The organism is Clostridium sp. Cult1, from assembly GCF_021655095.1.
Classification (GTDB): Bacteria; Bacillota; Clostridia; order Tissierellales; family Tepidimicrobiaceae; genus Schnuerera.
The window spans coordinates 622614-640289 of sequence record NZ_PPXW01000001.1 but is presented as its reverse complement, the minus strand read 5'-3'; the positions used below and the strand labels follow the sequence as shown (position 1 = coordinate 640289).

Here is a 17676-nt window from a genome sequence, read left to right as displayed (position 1 = left end):
ATTAAGTATCATAGCTAAATCACTAGGTAAAGAGAGTATGCCTACTCCAATTACAGTGGTAATCAATAACGCTTTTATCTGTTGATTGGATATTGTATTTTTGTTTTGCATATTTTCACCTTTTTCTTATTCTTCTTCTATTTCTAGGGAATGTAAATATTGGCCTTAGTTCTAAATTTTGAATAGGAGCCTTTACCAGAGTATCCTTTAAATCCCCTTCTTCTATCCCTAATCCAGAATAAGGAGCAGAAAAGGGTATTCCAAAGCTTTCTAACCTTGCGAAATGGGTGGACAGTATAACTATTCCCAGCATAATGCCATATAACCCTAGTGTTCCAGCTAAAGCCATTAATATAAATCTGCAAAATCTAAATCCTGAAGCCCATTCATAACTAGGTAAGGAAAATGAAGAAATTGTAGTTATGGCTACTATTATAATCATCAATGGGCTGACAATCCCAGCTTCTACTGCTGCTTGACCAATTATGAGCCCACCTACTATTCCAATAGTGGTTCCAATAGGTCCTGCTATACGAGTTCCTGCTTCTCTTAATAATTCGATAGTCAATTCCATTAAATAAGCTTCTATTACTGCGGGAAAGGGGACATTAACCCTACTAGCTCCCAAATAATAGGTTAATATGGTAGGTATTAATCCTGGATGGAATGATGTTATGGCTATATATAGGGCAGGTGCTAATAGAGATAAAAAAGCAGCTATTAATCTTACCCATCTAATAATGGTAGTAATAGTCCACCGACTATAATAATCTTCTGCCGATTGGGATAAAGTTCCTATGGTAGCTGGAACTATCAATGCAAAAGGGCTATTATCTACTATAATTCCAATTCTTCCTTCACATAGGGAAGCAGCTAAAGTGTCTGGCCTTTCTGTGTTTTCTATTTGAGGGAAGGGAGACAGATAATTGTCTTCTATCAAGAATTCTAACATGGAACTATCTATTATTGCATCTATATCGACTTTATCTAATCTTCTATTAACCTCTTTTAATATATCTAGGCTTGCAATATCTTCAATATACATTATTGCAATATCGGTTTTTGATCTTCTGCCTATTTGCATATTTTTTATTTTTAACTTAGGATCTCTAATACGTCTACGAACTAAGGTCGTATTTAATTTTAAAGTTTCGCTAAATCCATCTCTAGGTCCCCTTACTACAGTTTCTGTATCAGGTTCTCCTACCCCCCTTGTAGGCCAGCCTCTTGAAGAAAGTAGTAGGGCTTTATTTGCTTTATCAACAAAAAAAGCCGTTTCTCCAGCTAGTATGGCATCCACTATTTTATCTAAATCTTCTTCTTCTTTTACTTCTGGTATGGCAATAGATTCTTTTGCTATTTTATCTAATTCAGTTGAATTTAAGTTTAAGTCGGTACTATCATCACTAATAGTCAATAATAATTGGATAGCATATTCACTTAATAGGCTTTTATCTATAAGTCCATCGGAAAAGACAAAGCAAGCCTCTCTTTTATTGTTCTTGCCTATTTTTATAGTTCTATAACCGATGTCATCACAGTCCTTCAATATAGTTTTTAATATATTAATATTTTTATTTAAATCCTTGGATACAATCTGCCCCATAAGAAAACCTCCTAGGTCATTTAGGTAATTCTCAAAAAAATAAATATTATTATTCCAAGAGCTATATAAGAATAGGAAATAATCTTAACTATTCTGTATTCTCTAATAAATCCCTGGTTTTTATAATTAGGCCCATCTATTAATAATGAAAATAGGGCTACAAGTATTATTATCAATATGCTTATATTGTCGAATATACTTTTTATTGACCCTACAATTTTATACAAAAACCCACCCCCTGCTAATATATATAATTAACAGAAAGTGGGTTTATTATTCACCTTTATATCTTCCTTTTAAATTGTTCTTGCTACATATACCTTATCTATTTTCTTCTCCAATTTCTCTTTACAACTAAGCAATTTTTCTTCATCATCGAATAGACCAAATACAGTGGGACCACTACCACTCATTAGACTACCTAAAGCTCCATACCTAACCATATCCTTTTTTATTTCTTCTACTATGGGGTATTCCTTTATTACTACCTGCTCCATTACATTCGTCATGTTTTGTCCCAATCCAATTAAGTCTTCTTCCTCTATATAATTAATCAATTTCTCTACATCAACTTTAGAATTAATGCTATTTAAGTTTAGCTTATTATATACGGAGGCTGTAGATATTGGTATTCCCATATTGGCCAAAAGTATCATCTTATTGGAGAATTTTTTCAATTTAGTCAATTTTTCTCCTATACCTTTAGCCCAGGCAGTTCCACCTAATATACAAAAGGGAATATCTGCTCCAATTTCTAAGCCTATTTTCATCAGCTCTTTTTCTGATAAATTTAAATTCCATAATATATTTAATCCTTTAAGTACTGCTGCTCCATTGGAACTGCCACCAGCTAGTCCTGCTGCCACAGGAATCTTTTTTTCTATTATAATATGGGCCCCCTTATTTACACCCGTTTTTTCTATTATCCTTTCCCAAGCTTTGTAAACTAGATTAGTATTATCTAAAGGTACATCTTTGTCATTACATTGGATTTCTAGTCCCTTTTCTTTGTTTTTTATTATAACTCTATCTTTTAAATCTATTTGTTGCATTAAAGTATTTATTTCATGATATCCGTCATTTCTTTTATATAGAACGTCTAAGGCTAAATTTATTTTGCCAAAGGATTCTAAAACTATCTCCTTCATTTCAATTCTCCTTTTAGTAGATTGACGGATACATTATATCATAAAAGCCTATTTTCTACTAGAATTCCACTTCAACTTTCTTCTCTATGATAATTTTTTCTCCTGGCATTAAATTAGATGGGGATATGATATTATTGGATTCAATTATTTCATCTACAGTAGTATTATATCGTTTAGCTATGTCCCAAAGAATATCGTCTCTTTGAACCATATATATGATTATACTAGGTCTATTTTTCTTATCTATTATTTCTTCTGTCTCTTCTATTTCACTTATTATATTAATTTTTCTCTCTCGATTGATGAATATATGGTTTTTTAAGGTTCCATTGATATAGAGGATATCTTCTCTAAGGTTATAGTTTAAATCTTCTAAATTGGTTTCTGTGTTTATAATTATATCATTATTCAATCCTTCATTAGTAATATAGGATTTGAAAGGAATTTCTTCCTTCAGGGTTCTAATTTCATCCTTTACATCATCTAAATAATAAATATTTAATGCCAAAATACCTTCTACCATTATCTTGTCTTCAACATATTGATTATCAATTATAGTAGGATGGGCTTCTATTGTATATATTTCTTTAAATCCTTTTCCCTTTAATTCTGTGGATATATTTTCTCGGTCAATAATATCCTTTATATTTTCCATTACTTTAATTTCTTCTGTTTGAAGGTTGATTTTTCTACTAGTAGAATAAGCATCTATTATCACTTCTTTTTCTTTCTGATTATAGAGTTTAGAGCCAATTTTTATTTTAAGCTCTAAATCAATGATCTTTAAATCACCTTCTAGGTTTTCTCTTACTTCATATTCACCATTTACCACTTCCATATTTAATTGACATTTTGAATCATATTCTATATTTGGTAGCTCTATGAAATGGGTAAAGGGAATATCCTTCTTTATGGAATTAAGTTTATTTCCTCCAAAATAGATTATGGAGGACTCTACTATACCGGATAGAATTATTCTATCAGCAGAAATGCTATATTCTTTTTCATAAGGGTGTAAATCTACTTTTAGTATTTCCTCTATAGAAGGTTGATTTTCTCCTACTTCAAAAGCTTCTTTTATTAAAGCATAGGATTCATCTCTTCCTAGTACATCATTATATTTGACTTTTTCTTTTAATACTTGAAGATTTGAATCCCCTGTTACTCCTTCTATTATTTCCACTGAATTGGTTTCTTCAACTTTTCCCATTAGCTTTACTAATGCCCTTAGAATAATCTTTCTTTCATCTTCTAATTCATATTCTATATATTCTAGGCTTGATTTTACTTCTCCTGCCATAGTTTCCGTTATTCCACTGATCTCTATTTCTTCTCTAAAGTCCCTATTAGTTTCTAGAGTATATATATTTAATTCTTCTTCCTTGGATTTATAGATTACTTTAAACTTTACTAATCCGTTTACCAATATTTTATCCATTATGATCTTGGTACTTAGAATTTCTATCTTTCCATCAGCCCAAAGAATATTTCCTATTTCTGCCTTTGTCTGGTCTAAGTATAGTTCCGCTTCAATTAGGGATTCTATTTCCTCATATCCCTTCTGCTCTTCCACCTTTAGGATGTCCTTGATTATTTCCATCTTCTAACCTCCCCTATTTATCTACTTTATATATCCTATGAAAAAGTATATGTGTTAATGTCCAAAAAGATGAATAAAATTTGGAAGGTTAAATTTTTAAAAAATATTGACACTGGATATGTTTATTAGTACTATAATATTACTAAATTAGTTTATCTATTATAAACTTTAAGTTTATAATTAGTAAATATTATTTTTTTACCAATAAGTTTAGTATTACTAAACTTATTGGTAACTATTACTACACAAAACAAAATGAAAGGGGTTGCTTAAATGGAAGATAGAAGACTGGGGAGACACATTTTAGTAGAATTTTATAATTGCAATAACCAATTATTAAATGATACCCAATTAATCGAAAAGTACATGATAGAGGCTGCTAATAAAGCAAAGGCCACAGTAGTCCAATCCGTATTTCATACTTTTAATCCTTGGGGTGTTAGTGGAGTGGTAGTTATACAAGAATCCCATCTGACCATCCATACTTGGCCTGAGTATGGATATGCAGCTATAGACTTGTTTACCTGTGGTGAAGAGGTAGACCCTTGGATTGCTTTCCAATATTTAAAAGAAAAACTGAAGGCAGAAAAAACGGAAACCACTGAAATAGATAGGGGAGATGTACAAAAAATTCATACTCATTCTAAGGGTAAATATAAAAATATAGTATATAAACCACAATCTAAAGGATAGGGGGGTTAAAAATGGAGTTATGGTTTACTGAAATGCATAATGAAAACAGTAAATTTTCTATGAAGGTAAAAAAGCACCTATTTTCTACTCAAAGTTACTTTCAAAAAATAGATGTGCTAGATACCTATGAATATGGTAAGGTTTTGGTTATTGATGGCTTTATAATGCTTACTGAAAAAGATGAGTTTGTATATCATGAAATGATAGTCCATATCCCTATGGCAGTAAATCCTAATATTGAAAAAGTATTGGTAATTGGGGCTGGTGATGGAGGAACTTTAAGAGAATTAATAAGATACCAAACCATTGATGCTATTGATTTCGTTGAGATAGATAAAAAAGTAGTAGAAGTATCTAAAGAATATCTTCCTTTTGTAAATAGTGGTTTTAATGATAGAAGGATCGATACCTATTATGAAGACGGAGTTGAATTTGTTAAAAATAAGGAAAATATTTATGATTTAATTATCATAGACTCTACAGATCCTATAGGCCCAGGAGAAGGACTTTTTACAACGGAATTCTACCGTAATTGCTATAAAGCTTTAAAATACGATGGAATTCTAGTTAACCAAAGTGAATCTGCTTATTTCCAAGAGGATAGGAGAGAATTCCAAAGAGCTACAGAGAAATTAAAAAAAACATTCCCCATAGCTACAGTATATCAAGCTAATATACCTACTTATCCTTCAGGGAATTGGTTATTTGGATTTGCCTCTAAAAAATATGATCCTATTAAGGACCATAAGCCAACAGAGTGGAAAAAGTTAGGACTAAAGACTAAATACTATAATGAAGATCTCCATAAAGGTGCATTTTACTTGCCAAATTATATTTTGGATATTATTCTATAGTATATATACCCTTAGACCTATTTACTTTTAGTTAAATTTCGACATATAATTATAAATGAGACTTCCAAAAGATCTTTCTTCCCCGTATGAGCAAAAGAGCACTTGCTCATTTCCCTATTTAAACCGAGGCCAAGAGTATTATTATACTTCTGGCCTCGGTTTAATATTTTGTCGAAATCAAAAAAACAAGACTATTCGTCTTGTTTTTTTAACTTATCTTAGTCTGTCTTTCTTCATCATCGCAAATTGTAACTTCAACAGTTTCCGTCAATATATCCGAGTATGTGTAAGAAACTCTCCGTACTGAATCGAATTGGTTGCTAATCCTTACTACAAACAAGCTAGGATAAGCTTCTTCTAATATGCCTTCTCTAATTGTAGTTTTCTTTCTTCCCTTGTTCGCCTTAAGAATTACTTTTTTACCAACGCAATCTTCTACGTTTTTGCGAATTTTGGCTAAGTTATTCTTTTCCAACAAAGTAACCACCTTCCATCGATTTCTCCCCTTAGATAGGGGGTAGAAGGAGTGTAAAGGGACACTCATGATAGAATTATACCATAATTTGTCCTTTATGTCAAATAAATAAATATTATACTATGAATGAGTTTTTTTGTCAATTGTTTATTGTAAAATATTCTAAAATTCCTCTGACAATTCCTTCTGCTAAATCTTCTAAATAATTTTCATCTAAAAATAGAATCTCTTCTTGAGGATTAGATAGGTATCCTATCTCTATTAATAAAGAGCTTCCGCTTACCCCTCTGAAAATATAAAAATTGCCTTCCTTTATACCTCTTGTAGCAATTTTTCTATTATCTAAATTTTTCAGTATATAAGAACCTAATTTTTTACTATTAAAATCATTTTTAAAGTAAAACATTTCACAACCTTTCATATTAGAATTATAAAAATAATCCATATGGATACTCATAAAAAAATCAGGTTCCAGTTCATTGGCAAACTCTATCCTTTCTGTTATAAGAACTTTTTCATCCTTTTCTCTAGTTAGATAGACTTTAACTCCTAAATCTTCCAATTTTGATTTTAATTTTAAAGATAGTTTAAGCACTATATCCTTCTCTATCAATCCTGATGAATTTCCTTTATGTCCTTCATCATCTCCTCCATGTCCTGGATCTATTACTATTGTTTTCCCATAAAGGGGTTTTTTTATACAAGGAAGTTGGTATTCCTTAATTTCTACTCCTGTATAGTAATATTTTAATATATCTATATGAGAATAACCTTCTTGGGCCATTTTTTCTGCTCCAAATTGGCATAAACCCATACCATGGCCCTTACCTCTTGAAACAAATTTTACCCCTGTAGGAAATATGGCGAATCTAGTAGAATTTAGGTCTAAAAGTTTCATTAATTCAACACCTGAGAAGCTTTCATCTCCTATTTTTATGGATAATACTCTACCATGGTTATCTCTCTCTATATTTTCTATGAAACCAGATATTTCAGATTCAATTTCTACATTCATTTTTGGAAAATTAACTTTCAATAAATCCTCTATTTCCTCTATACTGAAGCTTTTTTCTCCCTTCCAATAAACAGATTCTTTACAGTATTCACATAGGACTCGGCGAAGATAAATAATTTGGTTATCTATTACATTTTCTGAATTCTCCGTACTTCCCCCACAGGCCAAATGGTATTTTGCATCTATAAGCTTGTCATTAAACAGGACTACCAGACCTTGGGTCTCAACTACAGCTTTTATTATTTTATCTATATTTTCATCTTTATGGCTATCCCAAATATTTTCAAAATTTCCGCCTTCTATAGGCTTAGAATATTTTAATAGATTAGTCCTTAGGACAATGGCCTGAGCCTTTAAAGCCTCTATATGAAAATTAAAACCCATCTCCAGATTTAATAATATGCCAACCATTTTCTCTAGGGGCATTTCAATTTCTTCGTTCTTTTCCTTATTAAAATATTTAATTTTATAATAGGTGTCCACATTATTACCCCCTAATCCTTATTAATACATATTATGAAAATAAGTTTGATAAGTGATAAATATGGTATAATTATTGTATGTGATAAAAGGGAGTGATGTGTTTATGAAGGGTACTATTGTATCAGCTTGGGTAAGTACTAGTAAGAATCTATATGGAGAAGATTTAGTTAATGAAGCCTTGACCCATCAAGGAATTGGTCCTAGAAAGGTGTTTACTCCCTCTGAGGACATTGAAGATGGTATAGCTTTAGGAATTATAAATTACATAGCTAGTTCCTTAGGGAAAAGTTCTTCAGAAATCTGGCGAGAAATTGGTATAGATAATATAAATACTTTTTCAAAGGATTATCCTGCTTTTTTTAAGTTTAAAAATCTATATTCTTTTTTAAAAGCCATGTATGATATTCATATAGTAATGACTAATAGAATTCCCGGGGCAAAGCCTCCTATACTAAATGTGGAACCTTTGGAGAAAAACAAGGCTGTAATGAGCTATTCCTCATCTAGGGAGATGTTTGATTATTTTCACGGTATGTTAGAGGGAGCTTCTAAATATTTTAAAGAGGATATTCAGGTTGAAACTTTAGAGAAAGGAAATAACTATACCAAAATATCTATTACCTTTCCAGAAGAAGTCTATAATAAAAAGACTTATAGGCTCAATAATCTTTTTTCTTTTGGTTTTATTAAAAGTTTTGAGACTAAAATAGGTCTGGCTTCTCTATTATTTGCTGGTATTCCTTTAGCCATTTTATCTGATTATCTGGAAAGTAAAATATTTATTATTCTTATACTAGCTCTCTCCTTTTTAGTTCCTACTATAATGGGAAAACTTCTATTGAGACCATTGAAAAGTGTTTTTGAATCTATAGAGGATGTAGAAAAAAAGGATTTTTCTTTTGAAAGAAATATCTCTACCAATGACTTTTTAGAAGATATAAATAATAGGATAAATGGTATTAAAGCAAATATAAAAAAAGATTTTCTCGGTTATAAAGCTACTATTGATGAATTAAATGTATTTGGAGATAAATTCAATCAAATATCTAATAATATGAATACTGCATCCCAAGAAATTAATTCTGTAGTTGGACAAGTTTCTCATGGGGCTGTTAGTCAAGCTGAAGAAACGGAAGAAGCAGCCTATCGTCTAAACAGTAGTATTAATGTTCTCAATAATATTGCAGAAAGAAAAAACAAAGGTAAAGATGAGCTAGAATTAACTGTAGACAAAACAAGAATGGGATTTGAAAGTCTAAAAAGTAGTTCGGATAATTTGAATAAGGTTATGGATGAGTTTTCTCATGTAAAAGAAAAGGGAATAACCTTGAAAAATAGGGCTAAGGATGTTACTGAAATAGTGGAAACCGTTGAAAAAATTGCAGAGCAAACTAATTTATTAGCTTTAAACGCTAGTATTGAGGCTTCTAGAGCAGGTGAATATGGTAGAGGCTTTACCGTTGTAGCAATGGAGATAAGGAAATTAGCAGAGGGTTCTAGAGAAGCAGTCCAAAATATAAATGATATATTAAAAGCCTTTGTTATGGAAATTGATGGACTGGTAACTGATATAGAAGATCAATATAGTATATTGGATGATGAAAAATCTAGTTTAAATAATCTATCCATAGAAACTAGCCATACTGTTGAATCTATCCAAAGTGTAGCCAATTTAATAATTGAATTGGTAGGGGAGTTGAATAAGGAGACTATGGAAATGAATAAAATATCTGACCATATTGAATCTCTAGCTGCTATAGCTCAAGAAAACTCTGCTTCTAGCCAAGAGGTAAGTGCTAGTGTGAATACCTATACTGATGAGATAAGAAATATGACGGAAAAAATAGCTGAGTTTAAGAAGGTATCTGAGGAGTTTAGTGAGGATCTAGAAAAATACGTAATATAAAAAATTGGTTTTTACGGATACCGTAAAAACCAATTTTTTTAAATATTAAGCAACCAAGATGCTATTGAAAAATATACCATTAAACTTAAAGCATCAACAATTGTAGTAATAAGAGGACCAGCCATAATAGCCGGGTCAATATTTAATTTTTTTGCTACCATAGGTAATATACAACCTATTACCTTAGATATTACTACTGTTACAAATAAAGTAGAAGATACCGTAAAAGCCACCAATACTCCTACGCTATCAAATATATAAATCCTAAAGAAATTAACGATGGCTAAAACAATTCCTACTATTATACTAATTCTAAATTCCTTCCATATGACTTTTCCAGCGTCTTTTAAATCTATTTCCTCTAATGCCAACCCACGTATTATTAAAGTGGAGGACTGGCTACCAGAGTTACCTCCTGTATCCATTAACATGGGAATGAATGCAGTTAATATTACTATTGATTGGAGTACATCTTCAAATTTCCTTATTATTCCCCCTGTAAAGGTAGCAGAAACCATAAGGACCAATAACCATATAATCCTATGTTTAGCAAGATTAAAGATACTTGCATCCAAGTACTTTTCTTCCGATGGAGACATAGCTGCCATCCTTTGAAAGTCTTCTGTAGTTTCTTGGTCGATTACATCCATGATATCATCTACTGTTATTATTCCCGTTAATCTATCTTCTTTATCTACCACAGGCAATGCTAAAAATCCATACCTTTTAAATATTCCTGCTACGGTTTCCTGATCATCATGAGTATGAACATATATTACATCTCTATCCATTATATCCTCGATAGTTTCTTTTTCATTGCTTATAACCAATTTTCGCAGGGATACTATACCTTCTAGTTTTCTATTTCTATCGGTAACATAGCAGGTATATACAGTCTCTTTATCAAGACCTGTTTTCTTAATATGGTCTAGGGCATTTCTTACAGTCATTCCTTTTTTCAAGTCTACATACTCTATGGTCATTATACTGCCCGCTGAATCTGGCGGATACCTTAGGAATTGATTGATTAAGTTCCTTTCTTCTTCCTTAGCATGTAATAAAATCTTCTTCACTACATTAGCAGGCATTTCTTCTATAATATCTACCATATCGTCAAAAAACAGTTCTTCTACAATATCTTTTAGCTCTTTGTCTGTTACTAAGCCAATTATATCTCTCTGTTGTTCAACAGAAAAATGGGCAAATACGTTTACAGCCAAATCTTTGGATAGCATCCTAAATATTAATAATGCAGTATGAACATCTAGATCCTCCAATAATTCGGCTATATCTACTTCATTCAAATCTTCCAATTCTCTTTTTAATGTTACATATTTCTTTTCTTGGAGTAAATCTTTTAATCTTCTTTCATCCATGTTAACCCCCCTTGGAAGAACTCTAGTTTATGGTAATGACTAGGGTTCTCCCTATTAAATTTTTGTCTATTAATATTCACACTAAACCTAGGCAAAGGACCAGAATCCACTAATCATCACCCCCAATGTTCCTCCTAGGGAAATTCATTTTTGTACAATTATAGATTACAAAATTTTTCTTTCCTTTTCAAGAAAAATTTTTACTTTATATATTATTGTAACACATATCTAATCTTTTATTAAATTTTAGTATTTTACAAAAAATTAAGGAATAGGCAAAATCTATTACCTATTCCTTAAAATTATTTATCTAACAGGATGAAGTTCCTCTATCTGGTATGATTGTGAATCCTTTTCTTAACCAGTTGTTGCTATAATCAATAGTGAAAGCTCCATAACTTTCTGTTAAATAATCTTCCATTAAAAATGTATATTCACCAACATTTACTGAAGCATCTCCTTCTTTTGGCTCATCCAGAGCCAATCCAAATGATGGACCACCTCAACCATAACCTGCAATATAAATTCTTAAAGGTTTATTATCTTTTCTTGATTCTAATACCTTTTTAAGTTCTTCTTGAGCTGTTTCTGTCAGTTCAATCTTCATTATCGATTCCTCCTAGATTTATTTTATTACATCATATATACCCCGCCTAGGTATCTCTAATCATTCTATACTATTTTAAAAAAAATTTCAACCCCCTAACTTATGTTAGAGGGCTGTCTTTTTTTACATTGCTCTTCCTGGTATTATTACATCTATTATACCAATTACTAGGGCTCCAATTATTGCTCCCCATACGGATATATTAAAGCCTGGAACTATAAATTTGGTAGCATAAAGGATGATTGCGGCTACAATGAAGCCAGTAATGCCTCTACCAAAAGGTGTTGCATTAACTCCTGTAAATTTTTGTATAAGGTAGTCTATTAAAGCTATAACAACTGCAGCCAAAATTAAGCTCCATAAACTATTTATAGAAAACCCGGGTGTTAAGAAAGCCGCAATTCCAACTACTATTGCCGTAACCAATACTCTTATTAATATCTCTCCTATGTCCCAATTATTTGTACTATTGTCTGTCCTATCTCTATTTTTGTCATTATTATCCATTTCTTCACCTCCTGGTATAAGAATATCCATTTTTCAATTTTTTATACATTTTAAAATAAATATTTTATTTATAATAAACATATGATATATTTATACTATAAAGGGTATATGTTTTATGGTAAAATATTAGTGAATTTATATATAAGGAGGCGACATAATGGAAATTACTAAAGATATGCTGGTAGGAGAAGTAATTCGCAACAAACCAGAGTCAGTTGATACTTTATTGAGATTTGGTTTAGGATGTATTGGATGCCCAGCCAGCCAAATGGAAAGCATAGAAGAAGCCGCAATGGTTCATGGTATAGATTTGTCTCAACTTTTAAAAGCTTTAAATGAATAGAAACAACCTCCCCTTCTGAAAATCAGAAGGGGAGGTTGTTTACTTACCTAATTATTTACTTATCTAGCAATTGATCTATTCTTGCTTTATCAAAGCCTACTATTTCTTCTCCATCAATTAATAATACTGGAACTCCCATATGTCCCATGCTCATTAATTCTTTTCTTGCATCCTTATCAGTTTGAATATTCTTTTCAGTATAAGATACACCTTTTTCTTGTAAATAGTCTTTAGCAGCTACACAGTATGGACATGTGTTACTTGTAAAAATTACTACATTCGACATTTAAATTCCTCCTTAAATATACTCATTACATTTACAATACATATTATACCCTACCCGGGTATATTGTGTCAAATTAATTTTCTCTCTTTATGGTTATATGCTACCCTCAATCATGTCTTGTTAATCATAAAATTTAGCAAAAGTCTTATTATTATAATTGACTTAATAGTAAATAAGTACTATAATATTTAGGATTAAATAATTAAATTTTACCACTAATTGGAATGTTTTTTGAAAAGGATGATGTAAATGATAAAGAATTATATGGAAATTTTAGTGGATGAAATATATGAGGAAGTAAGTCATAACTATAACCATTGTAAATGTAAGAATTATGATGAGGATATAAAATCCATTGCCTTAAATAATCTTCCACCTGTATACTTTATATCTACTGTTAGCAAAGCTGAAAAAAAAGCTTTTTTATTGGATAGGCAGAGAAGGATTACCGTTCTCGCAGCCCTAACACAGGCTAAGGAGATTTTGTGTAAAAAATGTCCTGATAAGCAAAAGATGAGGGAAACAATATAACCCCATCTTTTTTATTAATTATGCTTAACATGGTCTAATCCTTGTTTGAATAGTTGTAAAACATGATCATCGTCTAAAGAATATATAACCGTCTTCCCCTCTTTTTTAAATTTTACAAGTCGCAAATTCCTAAGGAGTCTCAAATGATGTGATATTGCTGATTGAGTCATGTCCAATAAATTTGCAATATCACATACACAGAGAGAAGATTTTGATAAAACGTAGATTATTTTTAACCTAGTAGGATCTGCTAAGGCCTTAAAGGTCTGGGCTAACTGAGTCATTACTTCTTCTTTATATAAGCTTTCTTTAATCTCTTTTAGTGTTGCCATATCGGTAACAGGTTCATGGCATATTTTCTTTTGAACTATGGTTGTTTACCTCCCTTCTTAGGGTTTGTAGTTTAATAGGATGGTACCATTGGATTAATAGGATATATTACTTTACCCGTTATAGGGTCAATATACAAAATCCAATATCCAATTCCATCTATGGAATCGTACCAAGTATTAAACCCAGTAATACCTTTAAAAGGATGCTCATCTGGTGTAAACCTTCCTGGTACCCCATAAACATAAAATTTTGCTTCTTGTCTTTCCTTATATAATCCAAATAGATAATGTCCATATTTTCTTATCTGGTTTATGCAGGTAGTAGAATTATGCAAGAAAGGGTATTTATAATCAGAGCTCATTAAATAATTGTAATAAGGTAAGAATCCTCTATAAGGCTCTGTACCGTCATCATCTATTCTCCACCAGCTGTAATTATGAAGGTATATTTTCAATGGTTCTACTTGCGGAAAAAACCTTAATATACTCAATATATAATTAGTCATTTGGTTTTTATGTTGTAACCGTCTAGCATATTCCAAGTTTTCATAGCTTTCATTATATGAATATTCTTGGTTTTCTTTTTCTTCTATTGTTATTTCCTCTTCTACTTCTTCCTGAAATTCTTCTCCTTCTACTTCCTCTTCCTCCATTATCTTTTCTTCTATTGCTTCTTCTTTTACTATTTCATCTTCTTTTTCATCTTCTTTTATTGTCTCATATTCTATTTCTTCTAACAACTCTTCTTTCGGAAAATCAGGGGTTTTTTCTATACCTTCTTCAACAACTTCTTCTATTGATTCTTCTATTAGGTCCTCTTTCTGGAGATCATAAACCTCCCTTATATCTTCTTCAACTTCAGGCTCTGTAGTTGAAATTTCTTTATCCTCTTCCCATGTTAACTGTTTTATCAGCCTACCTATAACTTTATTGTCTTTATCAATATAACCGCCTAATAATACATATATACCCCTTCTTATCAGAATGGCATCTATTTTGTCTATTAAAAGGCCCTTTGATTCTAATTCTCTTAAGTTAAGGGTAATATTGGCCTTACACCTTCCTCTTTCATCTGTAAATATTCTACCTAAATCCTCTTCGTATATTGTACCATTTTTTTCTTTTATTAAGTATACTCGATAATGCTCCTCTAATTCACAATTGTCTAAATTAAAGTTTATAATCCCTTTGTTGCCTCTAACTTCTACTTTTGCGTGTCCTTTCGGGTTTATATTGCTAATGTTTGTATAATCGTTTTTTAATATAATATACTTTCTAAAGTATGTATATTCCATTGGCATGAATAACCCTCCTTTTTAATCTTTATACTAATATATGTCTAAGGAGGGCAATGTTTTACTAATCTTAACAAAATCTTCAATTTTTAAATTTTCTGCTCTTTGGTCTAATGAAATATTAGCCTCTTTTAATACTTGTTTTATCTGTGTCTTATCTAATCCCCAAGGGTTAGAAGATAAAGAATTTAATATGGTCTTCCTTCTTTTACTAAAAGCAGCTTTTACTACTTGAAAGAATATTTTTCTATCTACCTCAGGTAAATACTTCCTTAAATTCAATCTGATTACAGCAGAATCAACTTTGGGTTGAGGCATGAATACGGTTTTAGGTACTGTTATCAATATTTCTGGATTAGTATAAAAATTTACAAATACGGAAAGGGAACCGTATTGTTTGCTTCCAGGAGATGCCACTATTCTATGGGCTACTTCCTTTTGAATCATAATTATTATGGATTCAATGTTTAAATCCTCTTCTATTAGCCTGGCTATTATAGGGGTAGTTACATAGTAGGGTAAATTGGCTACAACCTTAATAGGACCTCCTGCCAATCTTTCCTCTATTAATTCGTTAATATCAACCTTTAGAATATCTCCATGAATTATCCCCACATTGTCATAATCCTTTAAGGTTTCATCTAGAATTGGAAGTAAGCTTTTATCCAACTCTACTGCAACTACCTTTTTTGCATTTAAGGCTAATTCCTCTGTTAAAGTTCCAATTCCTGGACCTATTTCTAATACATAGTCTTCTTTTGTAATATTTCCTTCCTGAGAAATCTTCCTGACTATATTCCCATCTATGAGAAAATTTTGTCCTAAACTTTTGGAAAACTCAAACCCATACCTATCTAGAATTTCCCTTATATATTTAGGAGAGTATAATCTTTTATCCTTCATATTCTTCCATCAACTCCAAAGCTTTTATAAATTCTTCTCTAGTTATACCAAAATTATTTAGCCTGTTTAGAAACTGTTTAGAATTTGCATAACCTATCCCTAAAATGTTTCCTAATATCTCTCTTTTTCTTTGACTATTTTTACTACCTATTAATCCTAATTCCAGTAAATCTTCTTTTGTAAAGGCTACTCTTTTTTCTGTAATTATTGGTCTAGCTTTTTCTATGGCTTCTATAATATCTTCTTTTGAAGCATTTTCAACTCCAATATCTCCTTTGTTTAGAGCCTTCCCTTGAGGCAGGAAGGCATGTTTACAGTTTTTAATATATTTACAAAGGTTTTTTCTTATCTTTTCTCCTGCATAATCTGGGTCTGTCAGAATTATTATACCTCTCTTATCAGCAATTACCTTTAATTTCTCAATAAATTCCCTATCATATCCAAATCCACCAGTGGCAATTACCTCAGCTTCCACTGCATTTTTTACTGCTGTTATATCATCTTTTCCTTCTACTATAATGATTTCCTTTATCATATGAAACTACCTTCTTTTTAATTGGTTAAATTCTAAATAATTTTTTTGTATTTTCCGATGTTTGTTTTGCTAATTCTTCAAAGGTGATCCCTCTTAGATCTGCTATAGTGCCTGCTACATATCGTACATAGAATGGTTCGTTTCTTTTACCTCTATAAGGTTCTGGTGTTAGGTAGGGAGAATCTGTTTCTATCATTAGTTTGTCTAATGGTATAGCCTTTGCCACTTCCTTTGATACTCTAGCATTTTTAAAGGTTACAGGTCCTGCTAAAGATATATAAAAGCCCATCTTTATATACTCCATAGCCATTTCCACACTACCTGAAAAACAATGCATTACCCCTTCTAAGCTACCATCTTGGGCTTCTTTTAATATATCGAAGGTGTCCTTTGAAGCTTCTCTGGTATGGATTATTACAGGTAAATTTACTTCTTTTGCTAGGGCCAGTTGTTCTTTAAACCTTTTTTGCTGAATATCCCTAGGAGAATTATCATAATAATAATCTAATCCAATTTCTCCAATGGCTATTACTTTTTCTCTATTAGTAAAGGACTTCAATATTTCTATAGTAGATTCATCCATTTCTTTAGCTGAGTGAGGGTGTACCCCCACTGCAGCATAAACATTATCATATTTTTCCGATAGGGATACGGCTTTTATACTAGAATTTAAATCAGCACCTGGGTTTATTACTAAATCTACGCCTAGTTCTTTTAAGGATTTTATTATCCTATCCCTATCTTTATCAAATCTTCCGTCATCTAAATGTGCATGACTATCTATCAACATCTTTTCACTCCTTACGATATAGTAGCACCAGATTCTATATCTTCTAATGTAGACACAAGGGTTAATTTGCCGTCCTTTTCTGCTGCTAATACCATACCTTTTGATTCTTCTCCTCTAAGCTTAATAGGCTTTAAGTTAGCAATAATTACTACCTTTTTACCTACTAAATTTTCTGGTGAATAGAATTCCTTTATACCTGATACCACTTGTCTTTCTTCTTCTCCAACTTTTAACTTTAATATTAATAATTTATCTGCTTTCGGATGGTCTTTAGCTTCTACTATTTCTGCTACTTTTAATTGTATTTTATCAAAATCGCCTATGGTTATAAACTCTTCCATTTTCTTATTGCTCCTTTGTTCAATTAATTTTTGATTGGCTTCGTTTAGCC

At 31.4% G+C, this 17676-nt stretch carries 21 protein-coding genes; 5 read left to right on the top strand and 16 right to left on the bottom strand.

The window, feature by feature from the left end; genetic code table 11:
- Positions 1-115: 115 nt before the first annotated feature.
- The 4 genes from C3E89_RS03035 to C3E89_RS03020 form a co-directional block, all read right to left on the bottom strand.
- Positions 116-1606 (bottom strand): spore germination protein, encoded by a 1491-nt coding sequence (locus C3E89_RS03035; RefSeq protein ID WP_236911023.1) that lies wholly within the window; start codon positions 1604-1606, stop codon positions 116-118.
- A gap of 20 nt (positions 1607-1626) precedes the next feature.
- Positions 1627-1833: a CLC_0170 family protein gene (locus tag C3E89_RS03030; protein WP_236911022.1), complete on the bottom strand. Its 207-nt coding sequence runs from the start codon at positions 1831-1833 to the stop codon at positions 1627-1629.
- A 69-nt stretch (positions 1834-1902) separates the two neighbouring features.
- On the bottom strand, positions 1903-2754 hold the full coding sequence (gene ispE / locus C3E89_RS03025; protein ID WP_236911021.1) for a 4-(cytidine 5'-diphospho)-2-C-methyl-D-erythritol kinase: 852 nt from the start codon (positions 2752-2754) through the stop codon (positions 1903-1905).
- A 58-nt stretch (positions 2755-2812) separates the two neighbouring features.
- Entirely contained in the window at positions 2813-4354 is a 1542-nt protein-coding gene (locus C3E89_RS03020; protein ID WP_236911020.1) for a DUF3794 and LysM peptidoglycan-binding domain-containing protein, read from the bottom strand.
- A 273-nt stretch (positions 4355-4627) separates the two neighbouring features.
- On the opposite strand from C3E89_RS03020, the gene speD reads away from it, so the two are divergent.
- Together speD and speE are read left to right on the top strand one after the other, a co-directional pair.
- Positions 4628-5047: an adenosylmethionine decarboxylase gene (gene speD / locus C3E89_RS03015; RefSeq protein WP_236911019.1), complete on the top strand. Its 420-nt coding sequence runs from the start codon at positions 4628-4630 to the stop codon at positions 5045-5047.
- Between the two features lie 11 nt (positions 5048-5058).
- Positions 5059-5901, top strand: a complete 843-nt coding sequence (gene speE / locus C3E89_RS03010) for a polyamine aminopropyltransferase (protein WP_236911018.1) — start codon at positions 5059-5061, stop codon at positions 5899-5901.
- Positions 5902-6109: 208 nt separating this feature from the next.
- Here speE and C3E89_RS03005 read toward each other — a convergent pair whose 3' ends face one another.
- Both C3E89_RS03005 and C3E89_RS03000 read right to left on the bottom strand, forming a co-directional pair.
- Positions 6110-6379: a Veg family protein gene (locus tag C3E89_RS03005; protein ID WP_236911017.1), complete on the bottom strand. Its 270-nt coding sequence runs from the start codon at positions 6377-6379 to the stop codon at positions 6110-6112.
- Between the two features lie 136 nt (positions 6380-6515).
- A complete protein-coding gene (locus C3E89_RS03000; RefSeq protein ID WP_236911016.1) occupies positions 6516-7874 on the bottom strand; it encodes an N-acetylmuramoyl-L-alanine amidase in 1359 nt (452 codons plus the stop codon).
- 103 nt (positions 7875-7977) lie between these two features.
- Between C3E89_RS03000 and C3E89_RS02995 the strand changes: the two genes are divergently transcribed.
- Positions 7978-9780 (top strand): methyl-accepting chemotaxis protein, encoded by a 1803-nt coding sequence (locus tag C3E89_RS02995; protein ID WP_236911015.1) that lies wholly within the window; start codon positions 7978-7980, stop codon positions 9778-9780.
- A gap of 38 nt (positions 9781-9818) precedes the next feature.
- On the opposite strand, the gene mgtE is transcribed toward C3E89_RS02995, so the two are convergent.
- From mgtE to C3E89_RS02980, 3 genes are all read right to left on the bottom strand, one after another.
- Complete coding sequence (gene mgtE / locus C3E89_RS02990) at positions 9819-11156, bottom strand: magnesium transporter (RefSeq protein ID WP_236911014.1); 1338 nt, start codon at positions 11154-11156, stop codon at positions 9819-9821.
- A 310-nt stretch (positions 11157-11466) separates the two neighbouring features.
- On the bottom strand, positions 11467-11763 hold the full coding sequence (locus tag C3E89_RS13485; RefSeq protein ID WP_332925433.1) for an iron-sulfur cluster biosynthesis family protein: 297 nt from the start codon (positions 11761-11763) through the stop codon (positions 11467-11469).
- 123 nt (positions 11764-11886) lie between these two features.
- Positions 11887-12270, bottom strand: a complete 384-nt coding sequence (locus tag C3E89_RS02980; RefSeq protein ID WP_236911012.1) for a phage holin family protein — start codon at positions 12268-12270, stop codon at positions 11887-11889.
- Positions 12271-12427: 157 nt separating this feature from the next.
- On the opposite strand from C3E89_RS02980, the gene C3E89_RS02975 reads away from it, so the two are divergent.
- A complete protein-coding gene (locus C3E89_RS02975) occupies positions 12428-12613 on the top strand; it encodes a DUF1858 domain-containing protein (RefSeq protein WP_236911011.1) in 186 nt (61 codons plus the stop codon).
- 55 nt (positions 12614-12668) lie between these two features.
- Here C3E89_RS02975 and C3E89_RS02970 read toward each other — a convergent pair whose 3' ends face one another.
- Positions 12669-12899: a glutaredoxin family protein gene (locus tag C3E89_RS02970; RefSeq protein ID WP_236911010.1), complete on the bottom strand. Its 231-nt coding sequence runs from the start codon at positions 12897-12899 to the stop codon at positions 12669-12671.
- Positions 12900-13148: 249 nt separating this feature from the next.
- Here C3E89_RS02970 and C3E89_RS02965 point away from each other — a divergent pair, with 249 nt between their 5' ends.
- Complete coding sequence (locus tag C3E89_RS02965; protein ID WP_236911009.1) at positions 13149-13430, top strand: late competence development ComFB family protein; 282 nt, start codon at positions 13149-13151, stop codon at positions 13428-13430.
- A gap of 14 nt (positions 13431-13444) precedes the next feature.
- Here C3E89_RS02965 and C3E89_RS02960 read toward each other — a convergent pair whose 3' ends face one another.
- From C3E89_RS02960 to metG, 6 genes are all read right to left on the bottom strand, one after another.
- Entirely contained in the window at positions 13445-13714 is a 270-nt protein-coding gene (locus C3E89_RS02960; protein WP_442870605.1) for an ArsR/SmtB family transcription factor, read from the bottom strand.
- 119 nt (positions 13715-13833) lie between these two features.
- Positions 13834-15063 (bottom strand): hypothetical protein, encoded by a 1230-nt coding sequence (locus C3E89_RS02955; RefSeq protein ID WP_236911007.1) that lies wholly within the window; start codon positions 15061-15063, stop codon positions 13834-13836.
- Between the two features lie 27 nt (positions 15064-15090).
- Positions 15091-15960: a 16S rRNA (adenine(1518)-N(6)/adenine(1519)-N(6))-dimethyltransferase RsmA gene (gene rsmA / locus C3E89_RS02950; RefSeq protein ID WP_236911006.1), complete on the bottom strand. Its 870-nt coding sequence runs from the start codon at positions 15958-15960 to the stop codon at positions 15091-15093.
- Complete coding sequence (gene rnmV, locus C3E89_RS02945) at positions 15950-16495, bottom strand: ribonuclease M5 (protein WP_236911005.1); 546 nt, start codon at positions 16493-16495, stop codon at positions 15950-15952. Before rnmV ends, rsmA begins: the two co-directional genes overlap by 11 nt.
- A 25-nt stretch (positions 16496-16520) precedes the next feature.
- Complete coding sequence (locus tag C3E89_RS02940; protein WP_236911004.1) at positions 16521-17285, bottom strand: TatD family hydrolase; 765 nt, start codon at positions 17283-17285, stop codon at positions 16521-16523.
- Between the two features lie 11 nt (positions 17286-17296).
- The coding region (gene metG, locus C3E89_RS02935; RefSeq protein WP_236911003.1) for a methionine--tRNA ligase subunit beta at positions 17297-17676 on the bottom strand (380 nt) is incomplete at its 5' end.